This is a genomic window from Haloarcula sp. CGMCC 1.6347, from assembly GCF_037078395.1.
GTDB lineage: Archaea > Halobacteriota > Halobacteria > Halobacteriales > Haloarculaceae > Haloarcula > Haloarcula amylolytica.
The window spans coordinates 182,851-201,610 of record NZ_JAYMGX010000002.1; the positions used below are offsets into that span (position 1 = coordinate 182,851).

At 65.1% G+C, this 18,760-nt stretch carries 17 protein-coding genes; 15 read left to right on the forward strand and 2 right to left on the reverse strand.

Annotated features, from left to right (window positions below; genetic code table 11):
- Window positions 1–74: 74 nt before the first annotated feature.
- Window positions 75–1,988 (forward strand): DHH family phosphoesterase, encoded by a 1,914-nt coding sequence (locus tag VI340_RS09270; protein ID WP_336329216.1) that lies wholly within the window; start codon window positions 75–77, stop codon window positions 1,986–1,988.
- A 26-nt stretch (window positions 1,989–2,014) separates the two neighbouring features.
- Here VI340_RS09270 and VI340_RS09275 read toward each other — a convergent pair whose 3' ends face one another.
- Together VI340_RS09275 and VI340_RS09280 are read right to left on the reverse strand one after the other, a co-directional pair.
- Window positions 2,015–3,640, reverse strand: a complete 1,626-nt coding sequence (locus VI340_RS09275) for a phospholipase D-like domain-containing protein (RefSeq protein WP_336358248.1) — start codon at window positions 3,638–3,640, stop codon at window positions 2,015–2,017.
- Between the two features lie 42 nt (window positions 3,641–3,682).
- Window positions 3,683–4,957 (reverse strand): HEAT repeat domain-containing protein, encoded by a 1,275-nt coding sequence (locus VI340_RS09280; protein WP_008313061.1) that lies wholly within the window; start codon window positions 4,955–4,957, stop codon window positions 3,683–3,685.
- Between the two features lie 125 nt (window positions 4,958–5,082).
- On the opposite strand from VI340_RS09280, the gene VI340_RS09285 reads away from it, so the two are divergent.
- From VI340_RS09285 to VI340_RS09350, 14 genes are all read left to right on the forward strand, one after another.
- Window positions 5,083–6,705, forward strand: coding sequence for a uracil-xanthine permease family protein (locus tag VI340_RS09285; protein ID WP_336329213.1), 1,623 nt, complete (start codon window positions 5,083–5,085; stop codon window positions 6,703–6,705).
- 2 nt (window positions 6,706–6,707) lie between these two features.
- Window positions 6,708–7,130: a hypothetical protein gene (locus VI340_RS09290; RefSeq protein ID WP_008313059.1), complete on the forward strand. Its 423-nt coding sequence runs from the start codon at window positions 6,708–6,710 to the stop codon at window positions 7,128–7,130.
- A gap of 46 nt (window positions 7,131–7,176) precedes the next feature.
- The gene (locus VI340_RS09295) at window positions 7,177–7,827 is read left to right on the forward strand and encodes an AIR carboxylase family protein (protein WP_008313058.1); all 651 of its coding nucleotides are present in this window, start codon (window positions 7,177–7,179) and stop codon (window positions 7,825–7,827) included.
- Window positions 7,828–7,984: 157 nt separating this feature from the next.
- The gene (locus VI340_RS09300) at window positions 7,985–8,398 is read left to right on the forward strand and encodes an NADH-quinone oxidoreductase subunit A (protein ID WP_008313057.1); all 414 of its coding nucleotides are present in this window, start codon (window positions 7,985–7,987) and stop codon (window positions 8,396–8,398) included.
- Window positions 8,391–9,083, forward strand: coding sequence for an NADH-quinone oxidoreductase subunit B (locus VI340_RS09305; RefSeq protein ID WP_008313056.1), 693 nt, complete (start codon window positions 8,391–8,393; stop codon window positions 9,081–9,083). Before VI340_RS09300 ends, VI340_RS09305 begins: the two co-directional genes overlap by 8 nt.
- Window positions 9,084–9,089: 6 nt before the next feature.
- Window positions 9,090–10,772, forward strand: coding sequence for an NADH-quinone oxidoreductase subunit D (locus VI340_RS09310; RefSeq protein ID WP_336329212.1), 1,683 nt, complete (start codon window positions 9,090–9,092; stop codon window positions 10,770–10,772).
- Window positions 10,772–11,812 carry a complex I subunit 1/NuoH family protein gene (locus VI340_RS09315; protein WP_336329211.1) on the forward strand — a complete coding sequence of 347 codons (1,041 nt, stop codon included), beginning with the start codon at window positions 10,772–10,774 and terminating at the stop codon, window positions 11,810–11,812. Before VI340_RS09310 ends, VI340_RS09315 begins: the two co-directional genes overlap by 1 nt.
- A gap of 46 nt (window positions 11,813–11,858) precedes the next feature.
- A complete protein-coding gene (locus tag VI340_RS09320; protein WP_004518194.1) occupies window positions 11,859–12,320 on the forward strand; it encodes a NuoI/complex I 23 kDa subunit family protein in 462 nt (153 codons plus the stop codon).
- 293 nt (window positions 12,321–12,613) lie between these two features.
- Window positions 12,614–12,883 carry an NADH-quinone oxidoreductase subunit J gene (locus VI340_RS09325; protein WP_008313036.1) on the forward strand — a complete coding sequence of 90 codons (270 nt, stop codon included), beginning with the start codon at window positions 12,614–12,616 and terminating at the stop codon, window positions 12,881–12,883.
- Window positions 12,880–13,236: a hypothetical protein gene (locus VI340_RS09330; RefSeq protein WP_008313034.1), complete on the forward strand. Its 357-nt coding sequence runs from the start codon at window positions 12,880–12,882 to the stop codon at window positions 13,234–13,236. Before VI340_RS09325 ends, VI340_RS09330 begins: the two co-directional genes overlap by 4 nt.
- Window positions 13,233–13,535: an NADH-quinone oxidoreductase subunit NuoK gene (gene nuoK, locus VI340_RS09335; protein WP_004518191.1), complete on the forward strand. Its 303-nt coding sequence runs from the start codon at window positions 13,233–13,235 to the stop codon at window positions 13,533–13,535. The genes VI340_RS09330 and nuoK overlap by 4 nt, the downstream gene beginning before the upstream one ends.
- Window positions 13,536–13,538: 3 nt before the next feature.
- Window positions 13,539–15,632, forward strand: coding sequence for an NADH-quinone oxidoreductase subunit L (gene nuoL, locus VI340_RS09340; protein WP_008313032.1), 2,094 nt, complete (start codon window positions 13,539–13,541; stop codon window positions 15,630–15,632).
- Window positions 15,633–17,168 (forward strand): complex I subunit 4 family protein, encoded by a 1,536-nt coding sequence (locus VI340_RS09345; RefSeq protein WP_008313030.1) that lies wholly within the window; start codon window positions 15,633–15,635, stop codon window positions 17,166–17,168.
- A complete protein-coding gene (locus VI340_RS09350; RefSeq protein WP_336358249.1) occupies window positions 17,169–18,719 on the forward strand; it encodes an NADH-quinone oxidoreductase subunit N in 1,551 nt (516 codons plus the stop codon).
- Window positions 18,720–18,760: the final 41 nt, after the last annotated feature.

An 18,760-nucleotide genomic window follows, 5' to 3' on the forward strand; every position in this document is an offset into this window, starting at 1 on the left:
GCTTTTTACGCGTTGTGTTCGTCCCTCCGCGGATTCCGAAGAGTACAAACGGGGGAGCACCGAAGGATTGACAAATGTCTTCGCCAACTGGCACCGGTGACGGTGCTACGGTCCCCGACGGCGGGACCATCGTCTACGATCTCGCGGACCAATGTACGTCCGACGATCTCGAAGAAGGCGCACTGTACCACGCAACTGTCAACGGCACCGTCGAATACGGCGTGTTCGTCGATCTCTCCGACGCTGTCTCCGGTCTCGTCCACGACTCTAATCTTCTGGGCCAGTACGACGTGGGCGAGGACCTCATCGTCGAACTCGGCGAGATCCGCCCCGACGGCGACCTGAGCTTCGAGGAAGTACGGGTCGCCGACTACGAGGAACAGCGCGTTGCCCACGGCAACGCGACCACCGTCGCCGATCTCGCCGACGCGACCGGTGAGACAGTCATCATCGAGGGCCAGGTCGTCCAGATCAAACAGACCGGCGGCCCCACTGTGTTCCAGGTCCGCGACGAGACCGGTATCGTCCCGTGTGCCGCCTTCGAGGAGGCCGGTGTCCGTGCCCACCCCGACGTCGAAATCGACGACATCGTCCGCGTCTCCGGGCGCGCCGAGGAACGCGACGACGGCCTGCAGGTCGAGGCTGAATCGCTGACCGTCCTCGACGGTGAGGAAGCCGACGACATCGAGAGCGACCTCGACGACGCACTGGCCGAGGCCGCAGAGCCGGCCGACGTCGAGCCGCTGGTCGAGTGGCCCGCCTTCGAGAAACTGTGGGACGACCTCCGCGAAGTCGCGACCGAACTCCGCAAGACGGTGCTTTCGGGCCGCCCGATTCGCATGCGACACCACGCCGACGGCGACGGGCTCTGTGCGAGCGTGCCGCTGCAGGTCGCGCTGGAATCGTTCATCGCCTCCCAGTACGAGGACGCCAGCGCGCCCCAGCACCTCCTCAAGCGCCTGCCGAGCAAGGCACCGTACTACGAGATGGAGGACGTGACCCGGGACCTCAACTTCGCGCTGGAGGACCGCACCCGCCACGGCCAGAAGCTCCCGATGCTCCTGATGCTCGACAACGGCTCCACCGAGGAGGACACGCCGGCCTACCGGAACCTCCGGCACTACGACATCCCGGTGGTCGTCGTCGACCACCACCACCCGGACCCCGAGGCCGTCGAGCCACTCATCGAGCAACACGTCAACCCCTACCTCCACGACGAGGACTACCGCATCACGACGGGGATGCTGTGTGTCGAACTCGCCCGGATGATCGACCCCGACCTCACCGAGGACCTCCGGCACGTCCCCGCGGTCGCGGGCCTATCGGACCGTTCCGAGGCAGAGGCGATGCGGGACTACATCGACCTCGCCGCCGAGAAGGACTACGACGAGGCCGACCTGCGCGACATCGGCGAAGCGCTGGACTACGCGACCCACTGGCTGCGCTACAACTCCGGCGAACAGCTCATCACCGACGTGCTGAACGTCGACTGTGACGACCGGGACCGCCACGGGGAAGTCGTCGACTTCCTCGCCGACCGGGCCGAACGCGACGTCGAGGACCAGCTCGACGCCGCGATGAGCCACGTCGAGCACGAGCGCCTCGACAACGGCGCGCACCTCTACACAATCGACGTGGAGAACCACGCCCACCGCTTCACCTACCCCGCCCCGGGCAAGACGACCGGCGAAATCCACGACCGGAAGGTCGCCGAGACGGGCGATCCTGTCATCACCATCGGCTACGGCCCGGACTTCGCCGTCCTGCGCTCGGATGGCGTTCGCCTGGACATCCCGCGGATGGTTACCGAGCTGACCGAGGAGGTCGACGGCGGCGGCGTCTCCGGCGGCGGCCACCTCGTCGTCGGCTCCATCAAGTTCGTCAAGGGCCGGCGGGAGTCGGTCATCGACGCCCTCGTCGAGAAGATGGCCGAGGCCGAGATCGACGAGGAACTCGGGAGTTCGACGGCGCTGCCGGAAGAAGTGTAACGCCGCTCGACACGCGATACCCGTATTTACGCCTCGAACGAAACCCGACGAGCGGCGAGCCCGGCGACCACGATGAGTCCGAGCAAGGCCACGAGTGCCCCAATCGGCGTGTCGAACCCGCCGGCGTCCCAATCGGCGTCGAAGACGGCACCGAAGTAGTCGGCCGCGTCGCTGCCGTGCAACACCAGGACGACCTCGCGATTCGACGTCGCTGCCGCCTCGTTCCAGTTGAGGCTGCCGACGACGACCCGTTCGTCGTCGACGACTGCGCCCTTCGCGTGGATCTTCTCGTAGCGACCGTCCGGGTCGGCCACCTTCGCCGTCAGCGGCGCGTCGTTTCGCTTGGCCCACTCCTGAAACCGCTGTGCCGTCTGCTCGTTCTCCTCGCGGACGTACCAGGCGTCACTCAGCAGTAGGCGGACCTCGACGCCGCGCGACGCGGCCCGGCGGAGCGCCCGCAGAAGTGGGCTTTCCCAATCTCCGACCGTCGGCTGGATGACGTCGGTGGAGTCGTCCGCGTCGTCTATCGTCGCGACGAGTTCGTCCTGGGCATTGTCCGGGGTAACCAAGAGGTCCGTCCGCTGGACGGCCACCGACTCCGTCCGGAACTCGCTCGGGTACGAGCCCGTCGCCGGCTCGCCCTGCTCGAACTGTCGCCCCTGGCGGTACTCCCCCCACCGCTCGCTGTCCTGCCAGCCGGCGTCAGATCGGAACGTCTGATTCAGCCCGTCGACGACCCGCGGCTGTGCCGTGACCACTCCCCAGCCCCGGCTGCTGTTGCCGCCGGTTCCCGCGGGTTTCCAGTTCTCCGTCAGCACGACGGCCCGCCCGTCGGCGACGGCGTACTTCGCGTGGTGGTAGCGGTATCTGGCGCGCGGGCCAGTCACTACCCGAACCGGGACGCCGGCGTCGGTCAGCCGGTCGAGGGTGCGGGCTTCCGCGGCGGTGCGGCTCCCGACCGGTTCACCTTCGAGAAGGACGCGGACCGTCGCGCCGCGGCGCTGGGCGGCGATGAGAGCGTCGGCGACCCTGGCCGAGGAGAGCGTGTAGCCGGCGAGGTACACCCGTTCGGTAGCGTTGCGAATCGGTTGCATCGGCGCAGCGGGCGAGTCCGGAAGCGTGAACGCTTGTACCTCGCCGCCGGCGGCCCTGACGACCGGACGGGCCGTCGCGCCCAGCGGCCGCCAGCGAATAACCGACCCGTTCACAATACCGAGTTCCCCCTCGACGGCCTCGGTGTACCGAACGGCATCGACAGTCCGATTGGCACGCTGAAGGCGAACCCGCTCGCCGCCGTTTGCCAGCGCGAGATGTCCGTCGAGGCCGACGACCGGCCAGTCGGTGAGTTCCCGTGTCCGGTTCGGTGCCGTCGAGAGGACGACGCGCCCGCCTGCGCTGGTGTTCGGAATACCCGCAGTCCCGTCGCCGTCGGTAATGGCGTACTGCCCGATGTCGGTCCCGTCGGGAACGTCGAGGACGACGAACTCCCCCGCGTCGCCGCCAGCGACAGGGTCCGGGTACACTGCGTGAATCGACGGCTCCGCAGGACGGCTGGCTGTTGTGCCGGCTTGAGACGCCTGTCCAACTGCGATATGGGGACCTAGCGCGGCGAGGACGAGCACGCAGCAGACGAGTGGAGCGAGCGACCGCATCGGGGCGTCTGGCCCCCCGTTCGTATAAAAAGGTTCCCTGACTCAGGCGCTTGACGCCTTCTCGGCTTCGGCCTGGACGATGTACGCGCGGTCGTCCGTGTAGCGGGCAGCCTCCTCGAGTGCCGTTTCGGTCCCGATCTGTCGGAGCGCCCACGCGGCGGAGGCGCGCACGGAGTCGCTGTCGTCGGACTCGAGTATGTCGCCGAGCGGCTCGATAGCGCGGGTGTCACCGAGCAGGCCCAGAGTGCGGGCGGCGACCGAGCGGATTTCCTCGCTGTCGGCGTCGAGTCGGTTTGCGACCGGCTGGACCGACTCCGCGCTGCCGATAGCGCCCAGCGCGCGCAGCGTGACTTTCTGGAGTGCGGGGTCGCCGTCGCCGTCGATGTAGTCGTGCAGCGTCTCGGTCGCACGCTCGTCGCCGATCTTCCCCAGTACCTCGATTGGCCCTTTGTCGCGCTTCTGGGCGCGCTGGTGCATCGCGTCGAAGGCCGGCTCGGCGTCGCTGCCGAGGTTGTACAGGAGGTCGACGATGTATCCGTCGAAGAACTCCGACCCGAGTTTGTCGTAGGCGAACAGGACCTGTTCGAAGTCCCCCTCCTCGGCGTGGAGCTTCGCGGCGTTCCACTCCGGCGGGAAGTCCTTCCGGTTCTCGTTGGTCAGGATGTCGTAGAACCCGCGAGCGTCGAGTTGCTCCTGTACCGTGAGGTCGTCCCAGACTTCGGCTTCGTCCAGCCCCGTTTCCAGCGTTTCCGCCGCTTCGAGGAGTCCTTCGATAGTCTCCGTGTCCTCGTCGGGGTCGAGGTTTGCCGCTTCGATGGCGTCGGCGACTGTAGCCAGCGCGTCCCCGGCGGCGACGAAATCGCCGCCCGTGTCGGCGTCGTGGTCGACGAACTCGGCGCTTTCGTCGAGAAACGTCTCGACGGCCTCCTGGGCCTCGCCCTCGCCGTCGTCGGTCCACTCGCTGTCGGTGACGGTGTCCGCTGCGTCGGAAACGATAGTGACCACGTCCTCGGCGTAGGGGCCGCGCTGTGCTTCGAGGTCGTCACGCAGGTCCGAGAGCTGGGACTCCAGTTCCTTGCGGGGGTCCTCGGCTTCGTCGTCATCCTCGTCGGGCTCGGGCAGGTCGGCGGCTTCGAGGTCGCTCTCGATGTCGTCGAGGGACGACTCGACGTCGTCGAGGTCGGCCTCCGTCTCTGCGGCCTCAAGCTCCTCGCCGGCCTCTGTGAGACGCGATTCCAGTTCTTCGGCGGTCACGTCGATCTCGTCTGCTGCCTCGGCGTCGTCCGACGCGTCGGCATCGTCGTCCCCGTTGCTCATGTCCAAGACTGTGTCGGAGCGGGCCAAGAGCGTTTTCCTTTCGAGGCGGGCTGGACAGTCCCGTCCCTGCCGGGCCAACGAGCAAAGAATATGTATCGGGAGTTGCAGTGCCATGGGTAGCGAGCATGACTGACGCGACACCGCCGGACGACGGACAAAACCCGGCCACACCCGAGGAACCGGAAACCGCCGGCTTCGTCGAGTACGGCATCGACGACAAGCCGCCGCGAAAGCAAGCGATACTGCTTGGCGTCCAGCACTACCTGACGATGATCGGCGCGTCCGTGGCGATCCCGCTCGGACTCGCGGGCGCGATGGGAATGTTCGAGGCCGCGCCGGACCAGGTCGGCCGTCTCATCGGGACGTTCTTCGTCGTCTCCGGTATCGCGACGCTCGCCCAGACGACGCTCGGAAACAGATATCCCATCGTCCAGGGCGGGACGTTCTCCATGCTCGCGCCCGGGCTGGCCATCATCGGCGTGCTGGCCCAGCAGGGGGCGGACTGGCAGACTATGCTCGTCGAGTTACAGGGGGCCGTCATCGTCGCCGGCATCGTCGAGGTAGTGATCGGCTACAGTGGCCTCATGGGGAAGCTGAAGCGGTACGTCGGGCCGGTCGTCATCGCGCCGGTCATCGCGCTCATCGGACTGTCGCTGTTCAACGTCCCACAGATAGCGAATCCGAACTTCGGCGACCCCGGGACCGGCCAGAACTGGTGGCTGCTCGGGCTGACAATGCTCTCGATCATCGCGTGTTCGCAGTACCTCGACCGACGCCACCGGGCGTTCAAACTCTTCCCCGTGCTACTGGGTATTCTGTTTGCGTGGAGCGTTGCGGCCGTGCTCTCAATCACCGGCGTCTTCGCCGCCGACTCGATCAGCTACGTCTCGCTCGGGTCGGTCACGAGCGCACCGCTGGTCCAGCCCATCTACCCGTTCCAGTGGGGGCTCCCGCAGTTCACGCCGGGCTTCGTCGTCGGGATGTTCGCCGGGATGCTCGCTTCCGTCGTCGAGAGCTTCGGCGATTACCACTCCGTCGCCCGCATTGCCGGCCGCGGTGCGCCGAACAGCCGCCGAATCAACGACGGGATCGGGATGGAGGGTGTCGGCAACGTGTTCGCCGGCATCATGGGCACCGGCAACGGCTGTACCTCCTACACCGAAAACGTCGGTGCAATCGCTATCACCGGCGTCGCATCCCGCTACGTCGTGCAAATCGGCGCCGCGGTGATGATTCTGGTCGGGTACTTCGGGCCGGCGGGCCAGTTGTTCGCGACGATCCCGTCGCCGATCATCGGCGGCCTCTACATCGTCATGTTCGGCCAGATCGCCGCCGTGGGCCTCTCACAGCTCAAGTACGTCGACCTCGATGCCAACCGGAACGTGTTCATCGTCGGCTTCGCGCTCTTTGCCGGCCTCGCAGTGCCCGAGTACATGAGCCAGGTCGGGCAGGGGATGGACGTCGGCGGTGCGACAGCTCTCCAGCAGGGCCTCGCGGCCGTCCCGGTCCTCGGGGGCGTACTCGGGACCGATGTGGTCGCGACGACGCTGTTCGTCATGGGCGGCACCGGGATGGTCGTCGGCGGCATCGCCGCCTTCGTCCTCGACAACACCGTGCCCGGGACCCGTGAGGAGCGCGGCCTCGCGGCCTGGGCCGCGCTCACGGAGGACGACAGCGAATACGTCTCGTCACTGGACCGCATCCGCGGCCGCGGCGGCGACCGCCCGCCAGCCGTGAGCGACGACTGACCGTGGAGGACGATAGCGACGATATGGCTGCTGACACCGCATCGCCTGTTAGCGACGAGCGGTACGCCGGCACGCTCCGAACCGGCGGGACTGTCATTCTCGGTGCTGATCGCTTGGTGGTCGACCGTGGCGACAGTCCGGTGGTCGTCGACCTCGACGACGTGGTCGAGGTAAGTCTTCAGGACATCGACTGGTTTCTCGCGGTGATGAGCGCCGCGCTGGTCGGGTTCGGCCTGCTGTCGCTCGACCGGTCTGTCCTCCTCGGCGGGGCCTTCGCAGTCGCCGGCGCCGTCAGCCTCGCGCTCACGTACCGCAAGCGGTACGCGCTCCGGATACAGGTCACCGGCCGTACCGATCCACTCAGGTGCTTCCCTGCAGAGCCACAAACGCTCCTTACTGAACTGGAGCAGGCATTGGCCGACTGAGCGGAAACCGCCTACACTTACGCCGGTCCCGGTTCCAGTCCGTCGTATGCCCGCAGACAGCGTCCAGTCGCTCATCGACCAGTTACACGAAGAAGCGGAGATGGACCGCCCGAACGACCTGACTCCCGATGTCGGCATCGTCATGGGATCGGATTCTGATCTGCCGACGATGGCCGGCGGGCAGGGCAAGCGACCCGGGGCCTACGCGGCGCTCGCCGACGAACTCGGCTTCGAGGAACAGACGGACTACACCGACGCGCCCGAGAGCCGCTTCACGTTCGAGACGTTCGTCTGCTCGGCCCATCGGACGCCGGACCTGATGTACGCGTACGCTGAGACGGCCGAAGACCGCGGTATTGACGTGATTATCGCCGGCGCTGGCGGCAAGTCTGCGGACCTGCCGAACATGACCGCCAGCATCGCCTATCCGCTGCCGGTCATCGGCGTCCCCGTGCAGGAGAAATCAGTCGACTCGGTCATCGGGATGCCACAGGGCGCACCGCTGACCGCGGTCGACGCCGGCAAGTCGTTCAACGCCGCGCTCTCCGCGGTACAGATTCTCGCACGGCAGCACGACGAACTCCGTGACCGCCTCGTCTCGTATCACGAAGGCCTCCAGACCGACGTCGGCGAGGCGTCGCGCGACCTCCACGAACTCGGGACGCCCGGGTTCAAGCGCGAGTACTGGGACGAGTGACAATCGAGGGGGCGTCACACCCCGGGAGGTGCGGCAGTTACAGGTCACTTGCCATCCGAGAGCGTGTCGGCTCTTAAAGACCCACAGGGCCGAAAAACCGAACAATGAACCCTTATATGCGAGTACTTCTAACCGGCAGACGATAGGAGATACCGGAATGAGTAATCCATGGATCGCCATCGGCGCGCTCGCGGTCGTGGCGCTAGCCATCCCACTGACGATGATGGCAGTTTCGAGCCTCTTGCGGCCCAGCGTGCCGGAACAAGGCAAACGCACCACCTACGAGTCCGGTGAAGTGCCGACTGGCAGCAGTCGACAGATCAAGTTTAATATCCAGTACTACATGGTCGCGCTGCTGTTCGTCGTCTTCGACATCGAGACCGTCTTCATCTTCCCGTGGACGGTCATCTACAGCGACGCCGTCGCTGAAGTCGGGATGACCAAGGCACTGCTACCGATGGTCGTATTCATCGGGATTCTCGCCGTCGGACTCGGTTGGGCCTGGCGTAACGGCGCAGTTCAGTGGGTGCGCAGTCCGCGCGCCACGAAGGGGGCAGACACATATGAGTAGTGACCAGACACCACCGGCCGCGAAAGACGTATCGACACAGGAGGCCCGCATGGGTGACGGGGCCGACGACCGCTTCAACTCGACGCTACGCGAGGCGTTCGGGTCGACGCCGTTCATCCTGACCAAGTTCGACAAGTTCATGAACTGGGTCCGGGGCTCCTCGATGTTCATGCTGCAGTTCGGGATCGCCTGCTGTAGCATCGAGATGATCCACACCTACGCGATCAAACACGACCTCGACCGCTTCGGGTCAGGGGTGCCACGCGCGTCCCCGCGCCAGGCGGACGTCATCATCGTCCCAGGGACCATCGTCTCGAAGTTCGCCCCGCGGATGAAGCGCGTCTACGACCAGATGCCCGAGCCGAAGTTCGTCGTTTCGATGGGGTCGTGTACCATCTCCGGCGGCCCGTTCCAGGAAGGGTACAACGTCATCAAGGGCGCGGAGGAGGTCATCCCGGTCGACATCCACGTCCCGGGCTGTCCGCCCCGCCCCGAGGCACTCATCTACGGCGTCGCCAAGCTACAGGAGCGCATCGCCGAAGGCGAGTCCTCGCCGGTGACGGTCAAACCCTACGAACTGGAGCAGTTCGGCGACCTCGAACAGGACGAGCTCGTGGATAAACTCGCCAGCGAAATCGACGAGGAAGACCTCGTCATGCGGTACAACTGGAACGACTCTCCCTAACCTGCCATGAGTTTAGAAAAACCATCACGCGATACGGCGCTCGACGTCGGCGTTACGGAGGACGGCCTCGATTACGACGCGCTCGCGGACCTGCTCGGGGGCCACGTCCTCGACCGCGAGGAGCACGTCAACGCTGAGGGGTTCGTCATCCGTCCCGACGAGGTCCAGGAAGTCCTCTCGACGCTGAAAGAGGAGGCCGGGTTCGACCACTGCGCCTGTGTCACAGCACAGGAGTACGACGACCGGTACGAATCCATCTACCACCTGCGGAAGTACAACGACCCGACACAGGAGCTGTCGATTGTCGTCCCGTCGCCGAAGGACGATCCGCACAACGAGTCGGCCGCTCGCGTCTACGACACCGCGGACTGGCACGAGCGAGAGGCGTACGACCTCGTCGGCATCGACTACGACGACCACCCGGACCTGCGTCGCATCCTCCTACCCGAGACCTGGCAGGGCCACCCCCTGAGTCAGGACTACAACCAGGACCAGCCACAGATCGTCTCACTGCGCGAGCACGCGAACCCGCTCAAGGACGACAAGCGCAGCGAGGACGATCCGGACACGATGTTCGTCAACATCGGCCCGCACCACCCGGCGACCCACGGCGTGCTCCACGTCGAAACGGTGCTCGACGGCGAGCAGATCGCCGACCTCGAACCCGACATCGGCTACCTGCACCGCTGTGAGGAGCAGATGTGCCAGCAGGGTACCTACCGCCACCAGATCATGCCCTACCCCGACCGGTGGGACTACATTTCCGCCGGAATTCTCAACGAATGGGCGTACGCGCGCGCGGCCGAGGACCTCGCTGATATCGAGGTGCCAGAGTACGCGCAGGTCATCCGGACGATGGCGGCGGAGATGTGCCGAATCGCCTCCCACGAGCTCGCGCTGGCGACGTTCGCGCTGGACGTGTTCGGCGACTTCACCGCCGTCTTCCAGTACGGCATCCGCGACCGCGAGATCGTCCAGAACCTGCTGGAAGACCTGACCGGCCAGCGGCTGATGTTCAACTATCTCCGGCTGGGCGGGGTCGCCTGGGACCTCCCTGAGCCCCGCGACGAGTACTTCGAGAAGATCCGCGACTTCCTCGACGACCTCCCGCACAAGCTCGAAGAGGTCCACGACCTCGTCACCGGCAACGAGATCTTCCAGATGCGGTGTGTCGACACCGGCGTCCTCTCCCCGGAGCAGGTCAAGCAGTACGGCGCGACCGGGCCCGTGGCACGCGGCTCGGGCGTCGACTACGACATCCGACGCGACGACCCCTACGGCTACTACGACGAACTCGACTGGAACGTCGTCACCGAGCAAGGCGGCGACAACTTCAGCCGCGTTCTCGTCCGCCTTCGCGAGGTCGAGGAGTCGGCCCGCATCATCGAACAGTGTGTCGACCTGCTGGAGCAGTGGCCGGAGGACGACCGCGAGATTCAGGCGAACGTCCCGCGGACGCTCCGTCCGGACCCCGACAAGGAGATCTACCGCTCCGTCGAGGGCGCGAAGGGCGAACTCGGCATCTACATCCGCTCGGACGGGACGGACAAGCCGGCCCGGTTCAAGATCCGCAGCCCGTGCTTCTCGAACCTGCAGACGCTGCCGGAGATGTCCCAGGGCGAGTACATCCCTGACATGATCGCCTCGCTCGGGAGCCTCGACATTGTCCTCGGGGAGGTGGACCGGTAATGCAGTCGGCGCCGTTACCGGAAACGCTCGCGAACCTGCTGAGGCTCGATCCCAACAGCACGGCCGTGATGATCGTGATGAGCCTCGTCGGGGCCGGGCTCATCGGGACGCTTATGATGACGAACACGGCGCTTGCCGGTCCGTGGGCGAAGCGAAAGATTACCGCCGCATTCACCGACCGCATCGCCGTCGACCGTATCGGTCCGTACGGGCTGTTCATTATCGTGGCCGACGCCGTTCGCCTGCTGTCGAAGGAACTCATCGTTCCGGAGGGCGTCGACCGACCGGCGTGGGACCTCGCGCCGCTGATTATCGCCAGTACCGCGCTGCTCGGCTTTGCTGTGATTCCGATGGGGAACGGCATCCACCTCGCCGACCCCGAGGTCGGGCTGGCATACGTGTTCGCCGTGGCCTCGACCACGTCGATCGGCCTCGTGATGGCCGGCTACGCATCGAACAACAAGTACTCGTTCCTCGGCGGCCTGCGCGCCGTCGCGCAGAACCTCGCCTACGAGATCCCGCTCATCCTGACGGGCGCGTCGGTGGTCATCTTCGCCGGGTCGCTCCAGATGAGCGAGATCGTCGCCGCACAGCAGCAGTCGCTGATCGGCCCGCTGCCGTCGTGGTACGCGTTCGTGAACCCCTTCGCGTTCGTGCTGTTCATGATTGCGAACCTCGCGGAGGTCGGCCGGAACCCGTTCGACATCCCGGAAGCGCCGACCGAGATTGTCGCCGGGTACCAGACCGAGTACTCCTCGGTGTACTTCGTCCTGATCTACCTCGGGGAGTTCATCCACATCTTCCTCGGCGGGGCGATCATCGCTACAATCTTCCTCGGTGGACCGGCTGGTCCGGTCCTGCCGGGTATCGTCTGGTTCCTCATCAAGATCTGGGGCGTCTTCCTGTTCACGCAGTGGGCCCGTTCGGCCGTGCCCCGCGTCCGGATCGACCAGCTTATCGAGATCGGCTGGAAGGGAATGCTGGTGCTATCGCTGGCGAACCTACTGCTGACCGCGGTTATCGTCGGGGTGACCGTCTGATGACGGCCACGCGAACCGACCCACGAGCGACCGGAGGTGACCTGTCATGATCGGAATCCTGAAATCAATGGCGACGACGATGAAACACGCCCTCGACGGGGAGACGTTCACGGTGGAGTACCCGGACGTCGCTCCCGAGGTGAGCCCTCGCTTCCGCGGTGTCCACAAGTGGAGCCAGGAGCGGTGTATCTGGTGTCGGCAGTGTGAGAACGTCTGTCCGAACAACACCATCCAGATCGTGATGGACGAGCAGCGCAACGGCGAGCAGTACAACCTCCACATCGGCCAGTGTATCTACTGCCGGCTGTGTGAGGAGGTCTGCCCGACCGACGCTATCCTGTTGACCCAGAACTTCGAGTTCACCGCAGATACGAAAGACGAGTTCGCGTACGACAAGGAGCAGCTCAAGAACGTACCGTGGTACAAGGACATCGACCCGCTCGAGTCCCGCGAACCCGACCGGGGCGCGTGGATCGGCGAGGGCGACGGCGAAGTGGACTACCAGTAACTCCTTTTGCGACGGCTTTCAGCGGTTCTCTGTCGGGTCAAGCGTCGTTGCTGAACTGTCATCTGTACGTGACTCGCCGAAACGACCGTCCGCTCAGCGAGGCCGACCTTCCAGTATCACTCCCTGGGTAGAGCTACGGGCTCCACCGCTGCAACCTATCTGCGAAGTGATAGGTGCTCGCCAGCAGGCCGGAAGTGCCCCGAAATCTGGGGGCCATACCGGCAAACAGTGGCTCTACTGGCGAGACGAAAGAGGAATCTTCAAAGGGACGCCGCAAAGAGTCTCCAAGTAAGATGGCACTGGCAGAGTCAATTGCGTTCGCGCTGTTCGCTATGGTAACGGTGGGCAGCGCTGCGGGCGTCGTGTTAGTCCGGGACGTCTGGCACTCGGCGCTGTTACTGGGCGTGTCACTCATCAGCGTCGCAGTGTTCTACGTCATGAACCAGGCGGCGTTCGTCGCAACCATGCAGATCCTGGTGTATGTCGGCGGCGTCCTCATCCTCATCACCTTCGCGGTGATGCTGACCCGCGAGGACGAGTCGGTGATTGAGGTGACACCATGACCACAAAGCCCGAACTACAGACGGAGGGGAGTTTCGTCGCTGGACTGGCCGCAATCGCCCTGTTCGTCGTTCTCGGTGCAGTGTTCATGGGCGTCTCGTTTCCCGCGCCAGCGGGCTTCGGCGAGGGAGCGGCGATAACCAAAAGCCTCGGCGCGGCGATGTTCGACATCGAGCCGGGCCTGCTGGTCGGCGACGCGGCCGTTCCCGCCGAAGGATTCCTCGTCGCGTTCATCCTCATCGCGATCGCCCTCGACGCGGCCCTTGACGGCGCGCTGATGCTGGCGAAACGCGACAACGAGGAAGAGACTGTCGTCGCCGATGGCGGCACCCACCACGGAGGTGACGACTCGTGATTCCCGCTGAGACGTACCTGCTCCTGTCGGCGGCCATATTCTGTATCGGCCTGTTCGGCATCCTCACGCGACGGAACGCGCTCATCTTCCTGATGTCCGTCGAGCTGATGTTGAACGCTGCGAACATCAACCTCGTCGCGTTCTCGCTGCAACACGGGAACCTTACCGGTCAGGTGTTCAGCCTGTTCACGATGGCACTCGCCGCCGCAGAGGTCGCCATCGGGATCGGTATCATCCTGGTCCTGTACCGCAACTTCACAGACGTGGACGTGACGAAGGCGACGACGATGAGGTGGTAACAGATGGCTGCATTCACATACGCTCCGGCGATTGTCCTGCTGCCGTTCGTATCGTTCCTCGTCGCGCTGTTTGCCGGCGACCGCATGCCGAAAGGCGGCGCGCTCGCGGGCATCACCGCGACGGGCGGATCGCTCCTGCTGTCGATCTGGGTCGCGCTGACTGTGGCCGGCGGCGACGTCCACAACGAGATACTGTACCAGTGGACCACGAGCGTCGAGACGCTCCAGCTCAACTTCGGACTCCTGCTGGACCCGCTGTCGGCGCTCATGCTGCTCATCGTCTGTCTTATCTCGTTCCTCGTCCACATCTTCTCGCTCGGCTACATGAACGACGAGGGCGAGACCGGTCTCCCGCGCTATTACGCCGGGCTCGGCCTGTTCACGGCGAGCATGCTCGGGTTCGTCGTCGCCAACAACCTCCTGATGGCGTTCATGTTCTTCGAGCTGGTGGGCCTGTGCTCGTACCTGCTCATCGGCTTCTGGTTCCGCGACGACGGCCCGCCGAGCGCCGCGAAGAAGGCGTTCCTCGTCACCCGCTTCGGTGACTACTTCTTCCTCATCGGCGTCGTCGGCATCTTCGCCACCTTCGGGACCGGTCTCTTCGCCCCCATTACGCAGGGCGGCGAAGTGGTCGCCGAGAGCTTCCCGATGCTTGCCGAACACGCCATCGTCGACGGCGAGACGGCAGGCATCGCGATGCTTGAGACGGTCGGCATGGGGCCACAGCAGTGGTTCACCGTGCTCGGCCTGCTCGTGCTGGGCGGTGTCGTCGGCAAGTCCGCGCAGTTCCCGCTGCACACATGGCTGCCCGACGCGATGGAAGGTCCGACGCCGGTCTCAGCGCTGATCCACGCGGCGACGATGGTCGCGGCCGGTGTGTACCTCGTCGCACGTATGTACGGTTTCTACGCCCTCTCGCCGACGGCGCTGGCCGTCATTGCTCTCATCGGCGGCTTCACCGCGCTGTTCGCGGCGACGATGGGTCTCGTCAAGCAGGAGATCAAACAGGTGCTCGCGTACTCCACCATCTCCCAGTACGGGTACATGATGCTCGCGCTGGGCTCGGGTGGCTACATCGCCGCTGTCTTCCACCTGACCACCCACGCCGTGTTCAAGGCGCTCCTGTTCCTCGGCGCGGGGTCGGTCATCATCGCCATGCACCACAACGAGAACATGTGGGACATGGGCGGCCTGAAAGACCGGATGCCGGTGACCTACTGGACGTTCCTCGCCGGCTCGCTCGCACTGGCCGGCATCGTTCCCTTCGCCGGCTTCTGGTCCAAGGACGAGGTGCTGTACGAGGCACTCATCCACGGCTTCGGTACTGAGGGCGGCCTCGGGACGGCCTACCTCATCGCGTACGCGATGGGGCTGCTGGCCGTGTTCTTCACCGGCTTCTACACCTTCCGGATGGTGTACCTGACCTTCCACGGCGACGCCCGCTCGGACACCGCACGCGACCCCGAGCCCGTCCGCTGGAACGTCAAGGGCCCGCTGACGGTGCTTGGGATTCTCGCCACGACGATCGGGTTCATCAACATGGCCCCGGTCGCGAAACTCACCGGCGCTGAGATCGACTTCCTCCACAAGTGGCTGAACGGGCCGGAGAACGGTGGCTGGCCTGCGGCGCTCAACACTGGACTGCACCACTACGAGGGCCTCCTGCACGATGTTTCACACGTTGTGAAGGGCTACCCGCTTGGAGAGACGCCGACACTGCTCGCTTCTGCAGGCGTCTCGCTCGGGCTGGCACTCGCCGGTGTGCTCGTCGCGCGGACCCTCTATGCCGGTGCTGACCCGGTCGAGCATACGGACAAGCTTGGCGGTCTGAAGACGCTACTCATGCACAACTACTACCAAGACGAATATCAGGTGTGGCTCGCGACGGGTGTCACCTACCCGCTCGCCCGTGTGATGAACAAGTTCGACCAGGGTGTCGTCGACGGCGTCGTCAACGGCATCTCCAGCGTGAGCCTGTTCGGCGGCAGCCGCATCCGACGTATCCAGTCCGGCGTCGTCAGCAACTACGCGACGCTGCTGACGCTTGGACTCGTGCTTTTGCTTGCCGCCTTCGGCATCATGGGAGGGTGGTTCTAGATGTGGGTTGCCGCGCTCCTGCTCGTGACCCTGCTGGGAACCGGCCTCGTGTTCCTCTCGCCTGACCGGTACGCCGGAAAGCTCGCCGCGGCTATCAGTGCGGTTCCGGCGCTTGGCAGCATCTACATGTACTGGGTGTACCTCACGCAGTACGGCGGGACGGGCAACGCGCTGCTGTCGCCCGCCGACATCGCGTTCGGCCAGCAGCTCCCGTGGATCACGCTGGGTGAGCTGGAAGTGTCGTACTACGTCGGCCTCGACGGCATCAGTATGCCGCTGCTCGCGCTGACGACAGTGCTGACGACGCTCGCCATCGTGTCCGCGTGGACGCCAATCGACGAGCGCCAGTCCCAGTTCTACGGACTGATGCTGTTCATGGAAGTGAGCCTCATCGGCGTGTTCTCCGCGCTCGATTTCTTCCTCTGGTTCGTCTTCTGGGAGGGCGTCCTCATCCCGATGTACCTGCTCATCGGTATCTGGGGCGGGCCGCGTCGGAAGTACGCCGCGATCAAGTTCTTCGTCTATACGAACGTGGCGTCGCTGATCATGTTCGCGGGTCTGTTCGCACTCGTGTTCAGCACCGACCTCACGTCGCTGTCCCTGCCCGCGATGGCCGAGGCGTTCCGCACCGCAAGCGGCCTGCCGACCATCGCCGGCATGAACCTGATGACCATCTCGTTCATCATGATGTTCTTCGGGTTCGCGGTGAAGGTGCCCGTCTTCCCGCTGCACACATGGCTGCCCGACGCACACGTCGAGGCCCCGACGCCGGTGTCGGTCATGCTGGCCGGCGTCCTCCTGAAGATGGGGACCTACGCACTGCTGCGGTTCAACTTCACGATGCTCGCTGACACGGCGCGCCAGCTCGCCGTGCCGCTGGCTATCATCGGCGTCGTCAGCGTCATCTACGGCGCGATGCTCGCGCTGGCACAGCGCGACCTCAAGCGCATCGTCGCCTACTCCTCGATTTCCTCGATGGGCTACGTCATCCTGGGCCTGGTCGCGTTCACGCCCTACGGCATGGGCGGGGCGACTTTCCAGATGATCGCCCACGGCCTCATCTCGGGGCTGATGTTCATGTGTGTCGGTGTCATCTACAACACGACGCACACGCGCATGGTCGGCGATATGTCCGGCCTCGCGGACCGGATGCCATGGACCGTCGGCATCTTCGTCGCCGCCGCATTCGGTTACATGGGCCTGCCGCTGATGGCCGGCTTCGCCGGGGAGTACTTCATCTTCCAGGGGTCGTTCAACGCACCGACGCTTGGCGGGGCCGCGCCCGTGCTGACCTCGCTGGCGATGTTCGGCATCGTCATCGTGGCCGGCTACCTGCTGTGGGCCATGCAGCGCACGCTGTTCGGGGCCTTCAGTCTGGAGACGGATTACGAGGTCAGCCCGGCCGCGTTCCACGACGTCGCGCCGCTGGCCGTGTTGCTCCTGCTGGTCATCGCACTCGGTGTCGCACCGGATCTCTCCTTTGCCATGATACAGGACTCGATTTCACCGGTTCTCGAGATCGGAGGTGGTGCATAGATGGTCGCACTTCCTGACTGGATGGCGCTCGCCCCGGCACTTTCGCTGGGCCTCGCCTCTCTGGTGTTGCTGCTAGCGGACTCGATCGACCCGGACTCGACGAACACGGGACTGCTGGCCGGGATCTCGGGAATCGGCTCCCTGCTTTCCTTCGGGTTCGCCGGCTGGTTCATCACCGCCGGCACTGGAATCGCCGATAGCACTGGCGTCGCGCTGTTCAACAATCAGCTCGTCGTCGACCAGATGGCCCTGTTCTTCATGGCCATCGTCGGCAGTGTCACGACGCTGGTCGTGCTTGCGAGCTACGACTACATCGCCGGCCACGACTACCAGGCCGAGTTCTTCTCGCTGGTGCTGCTGTCCGCGACCGGGATGAGTCTCCTGAGCGCGGCCAACAGCCTGGCGACGGCGTTCATCGCCCTCGAACTGGTGTCGCTGCCGTCCTACGCGCTCGTCGCCTTCCTCAAGCACAACAAGGGAAGCGTCGAAGCCGGGCTGAAGTACTTCCTCATCGGCGCGGTGTCCTCGGCGATTCTCGCCTACGGCATCTCGCTGGTGTACGCCGCGACGGGCGTGCTTCGGTTCGACGGTGTCGCGACAGCCATTTCCAGCGGCACGGTCCAGACCATCGTCGACGGCTCGATACAGGCACAGTCCGGCGATCCGGCCGTCCCGATGGCTATCCTCGGCGTCGGTATCCTGATGATTATCGGCGGCGTTGCGTTCAAGACGGCCTCCGTGCCGTTCCACTTCTGGGCACCCGAAGCGTACGAGGGCGCGCCGGCGCCGATCTCGGCGTTCCTCTCCTCGGCGTCGAAGGCCGCCGGCTTCGTGCTGGCGTTCCGCGTCTTCGCCGTCGCCTTCCCGATCGGTGACCTGCTCGCCGCCGGCGGCGCGATCAACTGGGTGATGGCGTTCCAGATCCTCGCCATCGCGACGATGTTCATCGGGAACTTCGCCGCCGCGACCCAGGAGACGGTCAAGCGGATGCTGGCCTACTCCAGTGTCGGCCACGCCGGCTACGTCCTCATCGGACTCGCCGCCGTGTCCGGTTCCGGTGAGGGCCTGAGTCTCAGCATGAGTGCGGGGATGTCCCACCTGCTCGTCTACGGCTTCATGAACACGGGCGCGTTCCTGTTCATCGCGCTGGCCGAGTACTGGGGCGTCGGCCGCCGCTTCGAGGACTACAACGGCCTCGGCAAGGAAGCACCAGTCGCCTGCGCGGCGATGACGGTGTTCCTGTTCAGCCTCGCCGGCCTGCCGATCGGCGGTGGGTTCTTCTCGAAGTTCTACCTGTTCCAGGCGACGCTCAACGTCAGCGCGTGGTCGCTGGCCGCCGCGCTCATCATCAACAGCGCGCTCAGCCTGTTCTACTACTCCCGCGTCGTCAAGGCGATGTGGATAGAGGAACCGACCGGCAGCCGGACCATCGAGTCGTACCCGATGGGGCTGTACACCGCTGTGGTGGGCGCCGCCATCGTGACGGTGCTCCTGCTGCCCGGCTTCAACCGCGTCTCCGAGATCGCGTTCCAGGCCGCGCAGTTGCTGTAGTCTGCCGCGCTGACTGTTCCTTTCTCTCTCGGTCGTTCAGG